Origin of the sequence: Pseudarthrobacter sp. (assembly GCF_036675385.1) — a bacterium.
In the GTDB taxonomy this organism is placed as follows: Bacteria; Actinomycetota; Actinomycetes; order Actinomycetales; family Micrococcaceae; genus Arthrobacter.
In genome coordinates, this window is record NZ_JAKFFD010000114.1 from 16,292 (window position 1) to 33,371 (window position 17,080).

General features: G+C 60.5%; 16 protein-coding genes. 10 read left to right on the plus strand and 6 right to left on the minus strand.

Annotated elements, in window-relative coordinates:
• Positions 1–44: 44 nt before the first annotated feature.
• From V6M49_RS09130 to V6M49_RS09155, 6 genes are all read right to left on the minus strand, one after another.
• A complete protein-coding gene (locus V6M49_RS09130) occupies positions 45–1,205 on the minus strand; it encodes a LacI family DNA-binding transcriptional regulator (RefSeq protein WP_254749150.1) in 1,161 nt (386 codons plus the stop codon).
• A 77-nt stretch (positions 1,206–1,282) separates the two neighbouring features.
• Positions 1,283–2,074, minus strand: coding sequence for a sugar phosphate isomerase/epimerase family protein (locus V6M49_RS09135; RefSeq protein ID WP_332760920.1), 792 nt, complete (start codon positions 2,072–2,074; stop codon positions 1,283–1,285).
• A 62-nt stretch (positions 2,075–2,136) separates the two neighbouring features.
• Complete coding sequence (locus tag V6M49_RS09140) at positions 2,137–2,964, minus strand: carbohydrate ABC transporter permease (protein ID WP_254749148.1); 828 nt, start codon at positions 2,962–2,964, stop codon at positions 2,137–2,139.
• Positions 2,961–3,911, minus strand: a complete 951-nt coding sequence (locus tag V6M49_RS09145) for a carbohydrate ABC transporter permease (protein ID WP_254749147.1) — start codon at positions 3,909–3,911, stop codon at positions 2,961–2,963. Before V6M49_RS09145 ends, V6M49_RS09140 begins: the two co-directional genes overlap by 4 nt.
• Entirely contained in the window at positions 3,908–4,825 is a 918-nt protein-coding gene (locus V6M49_RS09150; RefSeq protein ID WP_254749145.1) for a zinc-binding dehydrogenase, read from the minus strand. Before V6M49_RS09150 ends, V6M49_RS09145 begins: the two co-directional genes overlap by 4 nt.
• A 65-nt stretch (positions 4,826–4,890) precedes the next feature.
• A complete protein-coding gene (locus tag V6M49_RS09155; protein WP_254749143.1) occupies positions 4,891–6,090 on the minus strand; it encodes an ABC transporter substrate-binding protein in 1,200 nt (399 codons plus the stop codon).
• 365 nt (positions 6,091–6,455) lie between these two features.
• Between V6M49_RS09155 and V6M49_RS09160 the strand changes: the two genes are divergently transcribed.
• The 10 genes from V6M49_RS09160 to V6M49_RS09205 all read left to right on the plus strand — a co-directional run.
• Positions 6,456–7,583, plus strand: coding sequence for a Gfo/Idh/MocA family protein (locus V6M49_RS09160; protein ID WP_254749141.1), 1,128 nt, complete (start codon positions 6,456–6,458; stop codon positions 7,581–7,583).
• Between the two features lie 34 nt (positions 7,584–7,617).
• Positions 7,618–8,253 carry a GntR family transcriptional regulator gene (locus V6M49_RS09165; RefSeq protein ID WP_254749139.1) on the plus strand — a complete coding sequence of 212 codons (636 nt, stop codon included), beginning with the start codon at positions 7,618–7,620 and terminating at the stop codon, positions 8,251–8,253.
• Positions 8,254–8,266: 13 nt separating this feature from the next.
• Positions 8,267–8,650: a cupin domain-containing protein gene (locus V6M49_RS09170; protein WP_254749137.1), complete on the plus strand. Its 384-nt coding sequence runs from the start codon at positions 8,267–8,269 to the stop codon at positions 8,648–8,650.
• A 41-nt stretch (positions 8,651–8,691) separates the two neighbouring features.
• Positions 8,692–9,969, plus strand: coding sequence for a Tm-1-like ATP-binding domain-containing protein (locus tag V6M49_RS09175; RefSeq protein WP_254749135.1), 1,278 nt, complete (start codon positions 8,692–8,694; stop codon positions 9,967–9,969).
• Entirely contained in the window at positions 9,962–10,792 is an 831-nt protein-coding gene (locus V6M49_RS09180; protein ID WP_332760921.1) for a phosphoenolpyruvate hydrolase family protein, read from the plus strand. The genes V6M49_RS09175 and V6M49_RS09180 overlap by 8 nt, the downstream gene beginning before the upstream one ends.
• 314 nt (positions 10,793–11,106) lie before the next feature.
• Positions 11,107–12,384, plus strand: a complete 1,278-nt coding sequence (locus V6M49_RS09185; protein ID WP_332760922.1) for an ABC transporter substrate-binding protein — start codon at positions 11,107–11,109, stop codon at positions 12,382–12,384.
• An 83-nt stretch (positions 12,385–12,467) separates the two neighbouring features.
• Positions 12,468–13,355 (plus strand): carbohydrate ABC transporter permease, encoded by an 888-nt coding sequence (locus V6M49_RS09190; protein ID WP_254749130.1) that lies wholly within the window; start codon positions 12,468–12,470, stop codon positions 13,353–13,355.
• Positions 13,355–14,392, plus strand: coding sequence for a carbohydrate ABC transporter permease (locus V6M49_RS09195; protein ID WP_254749129.1), 1,038 nt, complete (start codon positions 13,355–13,357; stop codon positions 14,390–14,392). The genes V6M49_RS09190 and V6M49_RS09195 overlap by 1 nt, the downstream gene beginning before the upstream one ends.
• 27 nt (positions 14,393–14,419) lie before the next feature.
• Entirely contained in the window at positions 14,420–15,784 is a 1,365-nt protein-coding gene (locus V6M49_RS09200; protein ID WP_254749128.1) for a right-handed parallel beta-helix repeat-containing protein, read from the plus strand.
• A 276-nt stretch (positions 15,785–16,060) separates the two neighbouring features.
• Positions 16,061–17,080, plus strand: a 1,020-nt coding sequence (locus tag V6M49_RS09205; protein WP_332760923.1) for a LacI family DNA-binding transcriptional regulator, incomplete at its 3' end; no start/stop codon positions are given.

Consider the following 17,080-nt stretch of genomic DNA (forward strand, 5'->3'; position numbering starts at 1 on the left):
ATTCTGGGAAAACCCACCGAGATTACCGCCCGCAGGAGGACATCTCAGGCCCGTCGCCTAAGTTCTGCCTCTATCTCGTGGCGGCGGCACCGTGCTGGGGACATTTTCCGGGCCGACACCCTGCCGCTGGAGCCCCGTTGGACAAGCTCTGTCACTATGGTCGGGACACCGGATGACAGCGCTGTCCCGTGTAGGAGGTCCAATAGGAGTGTGGCAGCGCCCGAGCCGCACTCCTCTCGGGGTGATCGCACGGTGGTAAGCGGCGGTGTGGTGAAACCGGCCCCAAAGATGTCATCGAAGCCCACGATGCTGATCTCGTCCGGAACCACCATTCCGGCCGCCTGGAGTTCCTGCATCAGCCCGAAAGCTAGGAGGTCATTAGAGGTCAGCACGGCCGTGACACCGCTGGCCCGGACGTCTTGCGCAACCTGCCGACCGCCGTCGACCGTGGGTCTGCTGGAGTCCAGGCGAACGGCGTCGAGCCTGGAGAACTCGCACGATGCCTGCACGGCTTCCCAGCGGCGGATGGACATCGGGGACTGCGGCGGCCCGGCAACAAAGGCAACCTTGGTGTGTCCGTTGGCGGCCAGACTGCGGACAGCCTCCCTGATACCCTTGCTTTCGTCGGGTACCACGCACGGCACGCCGTCTACCTCGCGGTTGATGACCACCACGGGCTTGTCGCGGGCGAGGGTCCGGATGTCATCGTCATCCATACACGGGCTGGCAAGGATGAGACCGTCCACGGTGGCCATCATGCGGCGGGCTGCGATCAGCTCAGTCACCGTCGAATCCGCTGAGCCAGCAAGCGCCAAAGTGTAATTGCGGACAGTAGCGGTGATCCCCGCGCCCCGGATGATGTCGAAGGACGCTGGACTGGTGAGGTCCGCGACTATGAGCCCGAACGTGTTGGTGCGGCCAGTATGCAGTGCCCGGGCGAACGGGTTAGCGTGGAAATTCAGCCCGGTGGCGGCAGCCTCAATGAGCTTCTGCGTCCTGGCACTGACCCGGCCGGACTTGCTCAGCGCCCGGGACACAGTGGACGGATTGACGCCGGCAACCATCGCAACGTCGTAGATAGTGGCGTTTGATTTTCCGTTCCGGGCCGAGTTCATGGAGGCTGCCGGCACGGACTGTCCAGCCGTGACCGCATTCTGCCGCTGGCCGGCACCGTTGACCACGATGGTGTCCTGTCCCAAAACCATTCGCAGATCATCGGATAGTGACAACTCGGCGGATGGTTGTGGCTGGGCGCCATTGCTGGCGCCCAGCCACGCTTGCCCTATTTGATCCATTCCTGGAGCAGCCCTGAGTATTGCGGAAGCGCAATCTCGGGCTCTTCGAGTTCCGGGCGTTGGAACTTGAGCCAGTTCAGCGAAAGCCATCCGCCGAAATCTGCCTGCTTCAGTGTTTCGACCGATTCCCGGACGGGTACGGCTCCGAAGCCGAGCAGAACCGGGTCCCACAGCTCGCCCGCGCCCGGCCGGGCGTCCTTCACATGGATTTGAGCGATCCGGTCACCCAATGACGACCAAACCTCGTGGGGGGAACTTTTGCCCACCGCGTACGTGTTGTGAACATCCCAAAGTACGCCTACATGAGGGCTGGGGATGTTGGCGAACACGTCTTCCATGACGGATAAGGCAGAGAATGCGTCATGAGTCTCCAGCAGTACCTGAACGCTGGCGGCCTCAGCGATGGACGCAGCTTCGTTCAGGCGCTTGGAGACCTGCTCGACGGCTTCTTCATATCGGACTGAACTGGGATAGCGGCCTCCCCAAACACGAACGACGGGTGCGCCGACGGCGGCAGCTGAAGCACAGAACTCCTCCAACTGTCCGGCCCATTCGGGTCCGTCGACGGCCAATGCGATGGACGTGTCGATCGAGGCGACTTTGATGTCACCTAGAGTCTCGAGCACCTCCGCAGACCGCCCGATAAGTGTTGACGGCTCAACGACCTTGCCGTCGAGCACGCGAAGTTCGATGCCTTGGTATCCGAATGTGTGCGCTGCGGATGCAACCTGCGCCAGACTCCAGCCAGGGCAGGCAACCGTACTGAATGAAAGATTCATGTCATGTGTCCTTGTGTTCTTTTTCGTCCGCCAGATCCATGGGCGGCTGGCATGGTGATCAGTTACTTCAGCGAACCGGCGACAAGTCCTTGCGTGAATGACCTCTGAAGGAGGATGTACACGAATGCCGACGGCACAATGGCCAGCACCATGCCGGCGAACAGTGGACCGTAATTGGCAACATCCGAATTGGCGAATATCACCAGCCCAGTGGGAATGGTTCTGCTCTTGTCCGAGGTCAAGAGCAGAAGTGCCAACAGGTACTCGTTCCACGCCTGCAAAAAGCTGAAGACTGCGAGGGCGAGCACCCCCGGCTTGGAGAGCGGCAGCATGATGCGGACAAAGATTGTCCATTCGGAGGCGCCGTCGATTTTGGCCGCTTCACTGAGTTGCTCCGGGAGGTCACGGTAGAAGCCGCGCATGAGGAATACAGCAAAGGGCGTTCCGGTGCCCACGAGGACGAGAATGAGTCCCCAGATGTTGTCGGATAGTCCATACCCTTTGATCTGGTAAAACACCGGAATCATGATCGTCTGGATGGGGAGCGTGAGACCGAACACGTATATGTAGAAGACAGGTGTGACCCGGCGGATTGAGAGCTTCGCGAAGGCGTACCCCGCCGGACACGCCACGAGAATTCCGACTGCCGTTGCCACAATGGCGGAGAAGAGGCTATTGCCGAAGTATGCGCCGAGGTTCCCCTCTGTCCACGCCGTGGCGAAGTTTTCCCAGCGCCATGTACTTGGCAGGCCCAGAGATTCGCCGAATATCTCGGAGTTGTTCTTGAATGCGCTCAGTATCACCCAGATGAAGGGTACGAGGATGGCAAAGGCGATGATTGCCATCACCGCAACTAGCACGTTGGCCCGAATCAAGATGCGTAGTTTCACGCTTCCGACCTCCTGTCTCTCCATCGGTTGAATAGGACGGTCAGGATGATGACCAGGAATCCGAGCGTCAGTCCCCCTGCGGCGGCCCGTGACACCTCTCCGTACTGGAACGCTTGGCGGTATAGGTATACGGATATAAGTTCTGTCGATGTACCCGGGCCGCCCTGGGTCATCGCCCATACGCTCCCGAACCCTTTAAGTGCGCTGATGAACCCGAGGATCAGCACAACGGTTGTCGCGTTGTGGAGGCTGGGGAGCGTGATGTGACGGAACTGTTGGATGGCAGATGCGCCGTCCACACGGGCTGCCTCATATAGGCCGGGGTCTATGTTCTGGATCGCAGCAAGATAGATCACCATGTAAAAGCCGAAGGCCTGCCAGGCGCTGGTTACCGCCACAGCAACCAGCGCCGTCTGGGGGTCTCCCAGCCAGGCTCTGGTAAGAGCGGACAGCCCAACGCCGTTCAGTACCTGATTAAGAACGCCGATTCCCGGATCGTATAGCTGTGCCCAGATAACACCAACCACGCTGAGTGAGAGTACATGCGGCAGGAACGTCAGCGTTCGAAACAGTCCCCTGCCCCATCGGAGGTTCGCCAGAAGCACCGCCAGGAACAGCCCACCGCCGATTGCGAGGACGACGTGCAGAACCCACCAAACGACCGTGAGCCACAGCGATGACAGAAGCCGCAGATCCGTCCACGTATCGATGAATGTCTCGAGCCCAACAAAGTTCATCGTTGCGGATAGGCCGTTCCAGTCAAAGAACGAAAGGCGAAAGGCTTCTGCAACCGGCAGGAAGAGGAACAGCACTATGAAAACGGCCGAGGGAGCAAGGAAGAGTGCAGAGAGCGTCCAGCTGGAGGTCCGGCGGAATTTCCTAGTATGCCCGCCCTGATTCTTGGAGATGCTCCTTTCGAGGTCCGTTCCCTCGGCGGTGGAGATCATCCGGCCCTCCGGGCGACAACCTTGCCCTCTGTCCGGCGTTCCTTGAGCGCTGTCAGTCCCTGGTTCAGTTCGGACCACTCAACTTCGAGCGCCACGTGGGCCTCAAGGGCGCCAGACTTGACGAGATCGGCGAGGTACGTCAGGTCGATTCCGAAGCTGTCCAGGTCACTTTGCCAGATGAAGAAGCCCCGCAGGCAGCTGCCGGGACCGTTTCGGAAGTCAGCAAAGCGAAGCTGAGCCGGCGCTCCTCCTGCGATTCCATAAGTGACAACCGTCCCGTTTGCGCCGACGGAGCGAATCGCAGCCTCCAGAACCGGTCCGCCCACGCCGTCGATGACAAAGTCGAACGGTCCCGCGAGTTCAGCCGGATCTGAGACTACTTCGCTGGCTCTTAGCGAAGAAATAGACGGCTTCCGCTCGGGAGTGCTTACCAACGCGGTGACGCTCGCCCCGGATTGCTCCGCAAGCTGGACAGCAAAGCGTCCGACGGCCCCGGAAGCTCCCGTAACAAGAATCCGTTTGCCCGCTACGTTGCCGAGACTGCGGATAAGTCGGAGGGCGGTAAGGCCCGCAATTCCAAGTGTTGACCCTTGGCTGGATGAAACATCGTCCGGCAATAGGCCAAGCTGGCCGACCGGAACGGCGATCTGTTCCGCCCACGCCCCGCTGCGGACGACTCCGGCAACGCGGTCGCCGACCCGGGGTCCCTTGCCGGACAGGGCCTCCGCCGTTACCCGTCCTGCGAAATCCCAGCCAGGCTGCGCTCCGGCTTCACTGAGTCCGCCAAACTCCCCGCGGTTCAAAGATACGGCTTCGACCGAGATCACAGCGCTGTCGCGCTCCGCAGCCGGGTTCGGTGCGTCCATCAGGGTAACTGCTTCGGACAGATCGGGGGTTGCGATGTATGCCTTCAAGTGATTTTCTCCTGTTGATTTGACGCGCCTGTCAGCGCGCCGGTTGATTCGGGGACGGTGTGGGGCTAGCCCGCCGCTTTGGCTTGGGAAAGCGCCGACTGGATCTCGGCCATAGCCTGTTCTGGCGTCTTTTGCTTCGTGACTATGGCTTGCGGTGCTTGATACCAGGCCGCCACGGCCTTGGCGGGGAGGAAGACGCTTGGGTTGTATCCTGCTCCGTCGACATTGTTGGATGCAGCGTCCAGCATCGGGCCCATAGAGACGCCCGCTGGCAGCTTGCGTGCCGGAACGGAATTGAAACCGCCGCTCTTTAGCGCCATGGTGACGTATTCTTCACTGGCCACCCATCGAAGCCAGTCGCGTGAGGCTTTGGGGGCGTGAGAGTTCGGGTTCATTACCCAGCTGGTTCCAAGCCCTGCCGTGGCCGCCGGCGCCTGACCGGGGTTTGGTGAGGGCATGAGGAACGACCCAAACTGCGAAATGTCGACCTTGTCGTTGGTTTCAGCACGAATGAGGTGTGTCTGGCCGAGTACGGTCATCGCGCCCCGGCCCTGGAAAAAGGCGGCCATCGATTGGTCTGATCCCAGGGCTGAGGCTTGTCCGCCATCGATATATCCCTGATCAACGAAGTCGCTGAGGGTTTGGCCCGCCCTAATCAACGCCGGCTGGTCGAATTTTCCGTCCTCGTATATGACCTCGGTCATCGCTTGCGTACCTGCCACTGCTTGGACGATGTTGCCAAACATCCATCCGCCCTGCAGGTTGTCACGGAAGCCGGCAACAATCGGGAGCACGCCAGTGTCCTTGACTGCAGCACAGATGTGTAGGAATTCTTCCCATGTTTTTGGTTCAGCGAGTCCGAGTCGCGCGAAGATTGCCTTGTTGTAATACACCTGGAAGACGTCAATCCCGCTGACTACTTCCGAGTATTTGCCCTCCGAATACGCGTCGAGTTGCTTCAGCACGTACGGACGAAGATTGGTGGTGAGGTTCTCTTCGGAGTAGATCGCATTGATTTCCGGAATGAGTCCATTCTTGATCAGCTGACCTACGCGCGCCGGACCTGCCGAAAGCTCAAGGACATCCGGGCCTCCCCCCGAACGCAAGATTGTCTGGACCGAACCGTCCTCGAATTTTGGCTGCTGATTGGTAAACGTGACAGTCACGTTGGGGTGATCCTGCTCAAACTTCGCAATCGCATCCTTCATGAAAGGCCGTTCCAGTGCTGTCACCTGCAAAGTAACCGGCCCCTCCTCATCGGCCATCGGTGTCTGACTTCCTCCTGGTGGGGCGCTGCTGCAGGCCGCGAGCAGGACAGTAGCGGCGGCAAGAGCGATTAGGGTCGTGACCCTTTTTTGATACATGACACTCCTCATTGAGTCTGGCATGCCAGCTGATTGGGTGGTATGCCAACGCTAAAGTCGCTCGAGTGCCATGTCAAGACCCTCCAAGAAGATGCCCGGGTGTTGCGGCCTTGACGGCCTCGGATCAAGGTGCAACGATAGGCATACCAAAGTCAGTCTTGGCATACCAGCACTGTTGGTGTTCGTCCAACAGTCCCGATGCCGTCCGACAAGGTGAATGCGCCGCAGATTCCTGCGTGCCCCAATGGTGAGGATAAGGATCAACGATGTTGGAAACTATCAAGAAGCCCTTTAACTACGAGGGCGGAGCAATCCGCTACGCCCACGAATATCCGCGGCGGCTCCGGGTCTGCGCGGTCGGCGCCGGACGACACCCGTATTTCAACACGCTGCCGGTCCTGAGGTTTGCTCCTGTTGATCTTGTCGGAATCAGTGACCTCAACGAAGAACGGGCGGAGGCGGCGGCCCGCGCTTTCGGAGCAACGAAGGCATACACCGACCATCGGGAAATGTTCGCCGCTGAGCGTCCAGAAGCCGTATTCATCGTGACCAGCTATGACAAGGACGGCCGGTCGCCGGGGACTCAAATCGCACTCGATGCGATTGCCGCCGGGGCGAACGTTTGGATGGAGAAACCCACCGGGGTATCGGTCCACGAGATCGAAGAGATTAAGGCCGCCGCAGATGCCGCCGGCAAGACGGTCATGACGGGACTGAAAAAGATGTTCACCCCCGGGGTGGAGCGCGTAAAGGAGATCATTTCAAACGGAGAGTTCGGAACGCCGGCTTCCATTACAGTCCGATATCCCCAGATCATTCCGCCGATGGAAGAGCGCGGAGACCTGCATGCCGTCTACGGACTGCTGGACCACATCTGGCATCCGATGGCCACGATTCTCCACCTGATGGGCACCGTCGATAAGTTCACGTATGAATGGGAACCCAAATCGCAGAGTTCAATCCTGCTGCTGCGCTTCGCCTCAGGGGCCATCGGTACCCTTCACTTCGCTGCCGGTATTTCTGGTTCCAGTCCCCTGGAACGGGTCGAGGTTGTGGGCCAGAACGCAAACGTCGTCCTGGAGAACGGCGTGGACCTGACGTACTACCGACCCTCACCCGGCCCGGACTATGGCGGCGCAAGCTACCTCGTGCCAACCGAATCGGCCGCTCTCACCTGGTCCCCGGAGTTCTCTCACGGCGCCCTGTTCAACAACGGCAACTTTCTCCTTGGTTACTTCAATGAGATCAATCAGTTCTGCCACAGCGTCCTCGCCGAAGAGCCGGTCACAAAGGGAACGCTCGATCAGTGCCTGGAGATCATCCGCATCTTCGAAGCCATCCGCACCCATCCGTCTGGGGTTTTCATCGACCTCAAGGGCGATAGCGTGAAGTAATCGAACCGTATACGCCAAACTTGGAGGGGCTCCCATGGGGAATCTAAACGACAGTACCTATGAACGAATTTGGGGACTCGTGCTTGAGGGGGAGCTCCTCCCCGGAGATCGGCTTGACGAACGGATTCTCGCAGCACGGCTGCAGGTCAGCAGGACGCCCGTACGTGAAGCCATCAACAGGCTGGTCCAGGACCGGATCGTCGCAAGGATCCCGTACAAAGGAAACACAATTGTGGCCCTGAGTCGGAAAAACATCAGTGACGTCTACGTCACCCGCCAGGAACTGGAAGGGCTCGCCGTCAAACTCGCCCTTCCCCGGATGTCGGATCTAGACATCCAGCATTGTGCCGAGCTCGTCCGGCAGTGCGACGAAGCCCTGGAAAACGGGGACTTAGTTGCCTATGGCGATTTTGACCGGCAATTACATGAATTCATCGTGACGAAAAGCGAAAACACTGCTGTTGAGCACATGCTGTCGCTGTTGAGCCGTCAGATCCAGATGGTCCGCGCTATTGGAAACCGGCAACCTCACATAGCCGAAGATGCAGCTGTCAACAGGCACCTCTTTCTGGAGGCGCTCCAGACACGCAATCCCGAGCGGGCATCGGAGCTTCTCAAAAAACACATCGACGATGTGCGGTTATCCGTCATCGCAAATATCACTGACTAAGACAGGAAAAAGCATGAGCAAGGGTGAAACGTTTTCCCGAGACACGGCGCACAGCGTCAACGCTTCATGGGGATCTCTGACGTGGCTCGTCAACGCGGAGCTTGTCTCAGGGGCAGAGCAAACCATCGGCGTCGTGACCATCCAGCCCGGCCACTCAAATGACGCACACCGGCACCCGAACTGCGAGGAGGTCATCTACGTCATGAGTGGCCAATGCGATCAGCGGGTTGGCGACAGCATTCGGCCGCTGACAGCCGGCGAAGGTGTCGTGATTCCCAGAGGAGTGCCACATTCATCCATAAACACCGGCGACGAAGTCCTCAACGTTCTGGTTTCCTACTCCTCCCCAAACCGGGTTGTCGAACCCGTAGGCGTCCCCGCCGACGTGCACACCTAAAAACCACCCAGCTTCACTCAACGACGACGTTAGGAGGCAACATGCCAACCATTGCCCTACTGGGGACCATGGACACGAAGGGCACGGAGTACAGCTGGGTGAAGCAGCGACTCCACGAACTGGGGTGCTCCTCAGTCCTGATTGACTGCGGGATTTTCGACCCCGCACTCGCCCCCGACATTGACGCCGACACGGTCGCCCGGGCGGCCGGATCCAGCCTCGCGGCGCTCCGCGATCAGCACGACAGAGGTGCTGCCATGTCCGTCATGGCTAACGGCGCGGGCGCCGTGCTGACCAGGCTCTTAGCCGACGGTGATATGGACGGTGTCCTTGCCCTCGGCGGGTCGGGCGGGTCGTCCATCGCCGGTGCCGCAATGCAGCAACTGCCCATCGGGGTGCCCAAACTTCTCGTATCTACGATGGCAAGTGGTGACGTCTCTCCCTACATCGGGACCGCCGATGTCACACTGATGTACAGCATCGTGGACATTGCCGGAATCAACAGCATCTCCCGGAAAATCCTCGGAAACGCCGCCGCCGCCATGGCAGGAATGGCGTCATCGGATCCACGCGAAACTGAACCGGCGACGACGTCGGAAAAACAGCTGATCGCTGCCTCGATGTTCGGCGTCACAACGACCGGGGTGACAGCCGCGCGCGACCATCTGGAGGCACTGGGCTACGAAGTGCTCGTGTTCCATGCCACCGGGTCGGGCGGGCGTTCCATGGAACGCCTCATCACTTCAGGTTTCTTTGCCGGTGTCCTCGACCTCACCACTACGGAACTGGCCGACGAATTGGTCGGTGGAGTACTAAGCGCTGGAGCCAGCAGACTCGACGCCGCCGGAAAGAATGCGGTCCCACAGGTCGTCAGCCTGGGAGCACTGGACATGGTCAATTTCGGTCCTTTGGCGACGGTGCCAGAGGCCTTCCGCCAACGCCAACTCCACGTTCACAATGACACGATTACGTTGATGAGGACGACCAGGGCTGAAAACGAGACACTTGGGCGAATCATCGGAGCGAAACTCAGCGCCGCGACTGGTCAGGCCACCCTGTTCGTCCCGCTCCATGGCCTCTCAGCCCTGGACATCAGTGACGGTCCGTTCTGGGACCCGGGCGCTGATTCCGCGCTTCTCGAAGCCCTACGCGGGGAACTGAAAAACAGTGCCGTCAACATCATCGAGATGGAGGCCTCAATTAACGATCGGACATTCGCAGTGGCGGCTGCGGAGGAGCTAGACCGGCTGATCAAGGACGACAATTCACATCGCCGCGTTCAGCCGCAGGGAAGAAATGCAGGGACACCGCATGAATGAACGAAACGCAGTCATGGAACAGTTCCGCGCGAAGATTCGGGCGGGCAGGCCGATCATCGGCGCCGGCGCCGGGACCGGGATCTCTGCAAAATGTGCCGAGGACGGCGGAGCAGACCTCATCATCATCTACAACTCGGGACGGTACAGGATGGCCGGGCGCGGATCGCTGGCAGGCCTGCTCCCCTATGGCGACGCCAACGCCATCGTCGTGGACATGTCCAGGGAAGTTCTCCCTGTGGTTCAACAGACCCCCGTCCTGGCGGGCGTCTGCGGGACCGACCCATTTCGGCAGATGCCTGTCCTTCTGGACCAGCTCGCAGGGCTGGGGTTCGCCGGCGTGCAGAACTTTCCCACGGTGGGACTCTTTGACGGGGTGTTCCGCCAGAATCTTGAAGAGACAGGGATGGGCTACCAACTCGAAGTTGAAATGATCCAGGAGGCGCATCAGCGCGGAATGCTCACGGCACCCTACGTATTTGATGAAGACCAAGCGCGAGCCATGACCAACGCCGGCGCGGACGTGCTGGTGGCCCATGTTGGGCTGACAACCAGCGGGACCATCGGTGCCAGCACTGCAATGAGCTTCGATCAAGCCATCACGCGCATCCAGGCCATACGCGATGCCGCCGTCGCCGTACGCCCGGACGTTATCGTTTTATGCCACGGCGGTCCCCTAGCCAATCCTGAGGATGCAGCTCACGTCCTCAACGCCACAACGGGCGTGGCCGGATTCTTTGGCGCATCGTCAATGGAACGACTGCCAACAGAACAGGCCATCACAGCCCGCGTACGCGACTTCGCCGGAATCACGCTCAACAACTAACGCACCCCAATGGGAACCCGTGGGGGAGGTTGCTGACACGCCCCGCAACTTCCCCCCCACCTGCGACGCAACGACACCGTTTGTGGCTGAAGGCTGTTGCCGGTCGGCTAGCATCCCGGCAACAACCGAGCAGGCCGAGAGACGTTTTCCTGCCCAGCGTCAAGGTGAGCCGCTCTCGCCAAAACTCTCATTGTGACCCTTGACACTGGGAATGAGCCTGGTTTACGCTTGGTGCCAAGTCGTTTTAGCAAAACGGTTTGGCAAATTCCAGAGTTCTTTGAAGTTCCCTTCCCAGAGAAAGTGAGTCGACAGCGATGTCCACTCGAAACAACATCAACAGACTCGCCACGATTGGTGGCCTCTGCACCGCCGTCGCACTTGCGGCCACGGGCTGTGGCGCCGGGGGCCCGACAGATTCGGGCAGCGCTGGTGGCACCGTGAACGTCCTGGTTGAGGCCGGCGGCCACGCCGAGCTGACCGGGGTGGCCGAACAATGCAAGAAGGACACCGGACTCGGCGTCAACTTCATTGAGCTCCCGTATGACGGACTGTTCAACAGACTTTCCAGCGAGTTCTCCTCCGGCACCGTCTCCTTCGACGTCGCCGCGCTCGACTCGGTCTGGCTGCCCAGCTTCAAGGACGCAGTCCAGCCCATCGACGAACTGTTCACCGACGAAGCCAAGAAGGACATCTTCCCCGCACTGGTGAAGGAAGCCGAAGTAGACGGGCACTTCATCGGAATGCCCGCCTGGACCAACGCCGAGATCATCCTCTACCGCAAAGACCTCTTCGAAGACGCCAAGAACAAGGCGGACTTCAAGACCAAGTACGGCTACGAACTGGCAGCGCCCACCACGTGGCAGCAATACCAGGACATTTCCGAGTTCTTCACCAAGGACGGCATGTACGGCACCGACGTCAAGGGGGCCGTGGAAACCGAATGGCTCGCCCACGTCCTTCAGGCAGGATCCGCCATGGTCCTGGACGAAAACAACAACGTGATCATCGACAACGCCGCCCACAAGGAAGCCCTCGACTTCTACGTCAGCATGACTAAGTCGGCCCCCCCGGGCGCAGCACAAGTGGACTGGGCAGCAGCCCAGAACCTGTTCAACCAGGGCAAAACCGCCATGACCCGCTTCTGGGCCCACGCCTACCGCCAGATCCCCAAGGACGCACCGGTGGCCGGCAAAGTCGGCGCCGCAGCCATGATCGGCGGCAGCGCAGGCGTGGCCGGCGTTCCCGGACCCTGGTACCTCTCAGTCCCCAAGGCCACGAAAAACACGGACAACGCCAAAAAGTTCATCAAGTGCGCCTACGACCACAACAGCCTCGGTATTGAATCCAGCCTGGGCCTCGCTTCCCGGATTTCGGCGTTCGAGAAATACCAGGACAAGGAAGGGTACGAAAGCTTCCGCCCTCTGATCCAGACGCTCAACGGCAAGGCCACAGCCACGCGACCGGCAACCGCAAAGTGGCAGCAGATCACGGACACGGTCCTGGTGCCCCTCCTACAGAAGGCCGTGGCCGGCGGGGACTCCGCCTCCCTCCTGGCTGACGCCAAAAAGCAGATCCAGGACCTGCTCAAATAAGACTCCGCGGCCGGCACCAGCCAGCGCGGCACCGCCGCAGATGCGGTGCCGGCCGCGGTCCCAAACCAACAGAAGAGAAAACCGTGCGCATCTCCGATCGCCGCTTCGCCCTGTATCTCATGACTCCGGCGGCCCTGTTCCTGGCAGTATTCGTGGCCTATCCGCTGTTCCGGCTCATCGCGGACAGCTTCTATAAGATCTCACCCATGGCCGGCGGCCCCCGCGACTTCGTGGGCTTGGACAACTACGTCAGGGCATTCACCTCGGAAGCCTTTATGGGGGCTGGCTGGCGGACTCTGGCCTACACACTCGTGGTGGTCACTCTCGAGTTTGCCCTCGGCCTGGGCATGGCCCTGCTGTTCACAACGTTGGGACGCAACTCCCAGATCTGGCGGACCGTGTTCCTGTACCCGCTCATGATCGCCCCGATCGTGGCCGGCCTGCTGTGGAAATTCCTGATGATCGACAACTTCGGCCTGATCGGCACGCTCCTGCACCAGGCGGGGATCCTTCAGAACCCGAACCAGATCGGCTGGCTGTCCAACCCGGACATCGTGCTGTTCTCCGTGGCCGTTCCGGATATCTGGCTGACCACATCCTTCATGTGCCTGATCCTCTTCGCCGGTCTCCAGAACATTCCCGGAGACATCATCGAGGCCGCCCGCCTCGACGGCGCCCGTGCACCCGCCATGCTGTTCAGGATCATCCTGCCGCTGCTGCGGCCCGTGATCGCCGTGGCCCTGGTAGTCCGCGGGATCGATGCCGCCCGGGCCTTCGACACCATCCTCATCCAGACCAACGGCGGCCCCCAGTCCGCATCCGAAACCATGAGCCTGCTGATCTACAAGACCATGATCCGCTTCGGCGATCCCGGCTTGGCCAGCGCCATGGGCACCATCTACCTGCTGGCAATGCTCGGCGTAGCTTTCTTCGCCGTCGCTACCATCTGGCGGCCCGGAAAGGACACCTGATGAGCATCGCCCAAACTCCAGATGACGGCACCTTGCCGACTCCCGACGTCGCCTACCGACGACGTCACGCAGGCGTTGTAGCGCGCCTCTCCCCAGCGCATAACAGGAGCGAGATCCCATTGGCCACCGCAACAGCCCCAACATTGCCTACCACGGGTGCTCCGGCAAGTACCGCCAGGCGCTGGCGCCGCTACAACGCGGAAGGCCTCGAGGCCGGAAAGCGCAGCACACGGACTCTGCTCTGGATCCTGCTGGCAGCCGCCATGGTGCTATATGCCTTCCCTTTCCTCTACCTTCTTTTCACGTCTTTCAAGACGCCGATCGACACCATCGCGGTGCCGCCGACGATCCTTCCCCGGGAATGGACGCTGGAGAACTACACCAACGCCCTGGGACGCAGCGGGGTGCTGGCCTCGTTCATCAACAGCACGCAGACGGCCGTCATCAGCACGGTATTGTCCCTCGTGCTGGCGGTTCCGGCCGCGTACGGCATCACCCGGTACAAAACACCCAGCGGCCGCGTCTTCATCATGGCGGCCCTGGTCACCCGCATGGTGCCGCCTGTGGCCATCGGCATCCCGCTCGCATCGATGATGGCGACGGCGGGACTTGCAGATACCCCCATCGCGCTGTCCATCGCCCACGCCACCATCTCCCTGCCACTCTCCATCTGGCTGATGTCCAGCTTCTTCGAAGCCGTTCCGCAGGACCTGGAGGAAGCGGCCACGGTGGACGGCTGCAGCCGACTCGGTGCGCTCTGGCGGGTAGTCATCCCGGTGGTCTCCGGTGGCATCGCGGTCACCGCGATCTTCGCCTTCCTGGCCTCCTGGAACGAATTCCTCTTCGCCCTCCTCATGACGGCGATCCGATCCCAGACCACCCCGGTGGTCATTGCAAACTTCCAGACCCAGTTCGGCCTCGACTGGGGATCCATGACGGCGCTCGCTGCCGTCTACTCCATCCCCGTCATCCTTCTCACGCTTCTCTTGCAGCGCAAGATCGTCGCAGGCATGACGCTCGGTGCCGTCAAGGGCTGAGAAACCACAACACAAAGGGAAGAACCTGTGTCAAGCAATAATTGCTACGACGTGACTACGTGGCCCGTCGGCAATCCGTCCGAGGACGTCGGTGAAGTAATCAACAGCATCATCGCTGACATCAAGGCCCGGCAGACGGTCACCGATGTGAACAATGGAGGAAAGCCGGGCGCGGTGATCTACATTCCGCCCGGGGACTACCACCTTCGTACGCAGGTGGTGATTGACGTCAGCTTCCTCAGGATCCAGGGCTCGGGACACGGCTTTACGTCGTCGAGCATCCGGTTCAACGTTCCCGAGGAGGAGTGGGTCGGCTTGCATGAGCTGTGGCCCGGCGGGAGTCGGATTCTCGTCGACATTCCCCTCGGCGAAGACGGGGAAGAATCCAAGGGAGCCGCCTTCTACGTTGCGCGAAGCGGGAGCCCGCGGATCAGCTCGATCGAGTTCTCCAACTTCTGCATCGACGGGTTGCACTTCACCCCGGATGGCTCAGGGATGCCTCCGGAGAACACCTACGTCAACGGCAAGACCGGGATATACGTCGCGGACGCCAATGACTCATTCCGCGTGAACGGCATGGGGTTCGTCTATCTTGAGAACGCGCTCACCGTCTACAAAGCAGACGCGCTTTCCATCCACGACAACTTCATCGCCGAATGCGGAAGCTGCATCGAGCTGCGCGGGTGGGGACAGGCATCAAAGATCACCGACAACCTGGTGGGAGCAGGCCCTAAGGGCCACTCGATCTACGCCGAGAACCATGGCGGCCTCCTGATTACCGCGAACAACGTGTTCCCCCGTGGCGCGAGCAGCGTCCATCTCAACGGCGTCACGCGGTCAAGCATCACCAATAACCGTTTGCACTCGTTCTACCCTGGGATGGTGATTCTCGCGAACAGTTCGGAGAACCTCGTGGCCACGAATCACTTCCTGCGTGACCATGAGCCGTGGACGCCCTTCCTTGGAGTGGACAACGGACTGGACGACCTGAATGGGCTTCTTCGTGTCAGCGGCAGCAACAACACCGTCGTCGCCAACCACTTCTCCCAGATCATCGACTCAGAGAGCATCCGGCCGGCAGGGGCGACGCCTGTCATCATCCGGCTGAAGGCGGGGGTGGCCAATTTCGTCTCCAACAACCATGTGGTGGCGATGGACGTTCACTCCACGTCAAGCGACTCCTGCTTCGAGGCTCAAGTGGACGCCCTGTTGACCACCCAGGCTGCGGACAGCCTCGCCGTTACCGCCGTCATGGTCGATTCCGAATCAGCTCGGAATACGATCCTTGATTCCGGAAGTGACGCCCAAGTTATCGCAGATAGGGCGCTTAACGCCTTCAGGGCCACGCCCACGGTCGGTTTCCAGGCGGCACATGCATTTGTGGCCCAATAGCCCGCTCAGGCCCGGCGAGACCCCGGGGATCGCCATCATCGAGGGCGGCGGCAGCATACAGGAGAAGAGCGTATGAAGATGTAGCAAAGACGAGTCGCGATCGGGGCAACGACTATTCCTCTGTAGCGTGTTGGTAACAGACGGGTAAACGTGCGGACGTCGCCGAGCTGCCCCCAGTGGAAGACCGGATGCCCCGCCGCTGGCCCGAGTACGGGCTCTGGGACGAGTAGGCGAAGCCGCAACATCTAACCAACTAGAAATGGATGTGGGAGACAGTTGAGTAACAAACCCATTGGCATCAAGGACGTCGCAGGCGCCGCCGGCGTTTCCGTTACCACGGTCTCCCACGTCCTGAATGACGTGTCGTACGCACGCATCAGCTCCAAAACCCGGGACAAGGTCAAACACGCCGCTGAGGCGCTCGGCTACGACCCAAACCGCCTGGCGCAGGCCCTGCGCACACAACGCTCCGGCATGCTCGGATTCATCAGTGAGGAAATCGCCACCACCCCGCACGCCGGCAGGATAATCCTGGGTGCGGAGGAAACTGCCCGCAGACGCGGGTACCACCTGATGATCATCAACACTTCGAGCAAAGCCACTGACGAGTCCCGTAAAGCTGACATAGCAGCTCTGCTCAAGGGCCAAGTGGACGGCGTCCTGTACGCCACCATGTATCACCGCCGTCTGGCCCTCCCCGACAACCTCAACGGAGTCCCCGCGATCCTCGTGGACTCTGAAGACACCAACCAATCAATCTCATCAGTCATCCCTGACGAAGCCGGTGGAGCGACGGCCGCGGTCATGACACTGATCGACGCAGGACACCAAAGGATCGGCATGATCAACAACACCGATGACGTCCCCGCCACCCACTCCCGCCTGCAAGCCTTCAAGGACACGATCTCAGATGCCGGGCTGACGTTCCATACGGATCTGGTCGAAGCCGAACATTCAGAAGTTCCCGGGGGCTATGAGGCTGCTCTGCGGCTTTTGACGCGGAAGGACCGGCCCACCGCGATCTTCTGCTACAACGACCGCATGGCCATGGGCACCTACCGAGCCGCCAGCGAGCTGGGCCTCAACATTCCGGAAGACCTCTCCGTGGTTGGCTTCGACAACCAAGAGCTGATCGCTGAAAACCTTTACCCAGCGCTTACCACCGTCTCACTCCCGCACTACGAAATGGGTGCCTGGGCCGCCGAGAACCTGATCGACGCCATCGAGGGTAAGACGGACCTGGCCCTCATGGCGCTCCACCCGACCATCCTGGACTGCCCGCTGGTGCGGCGCGAT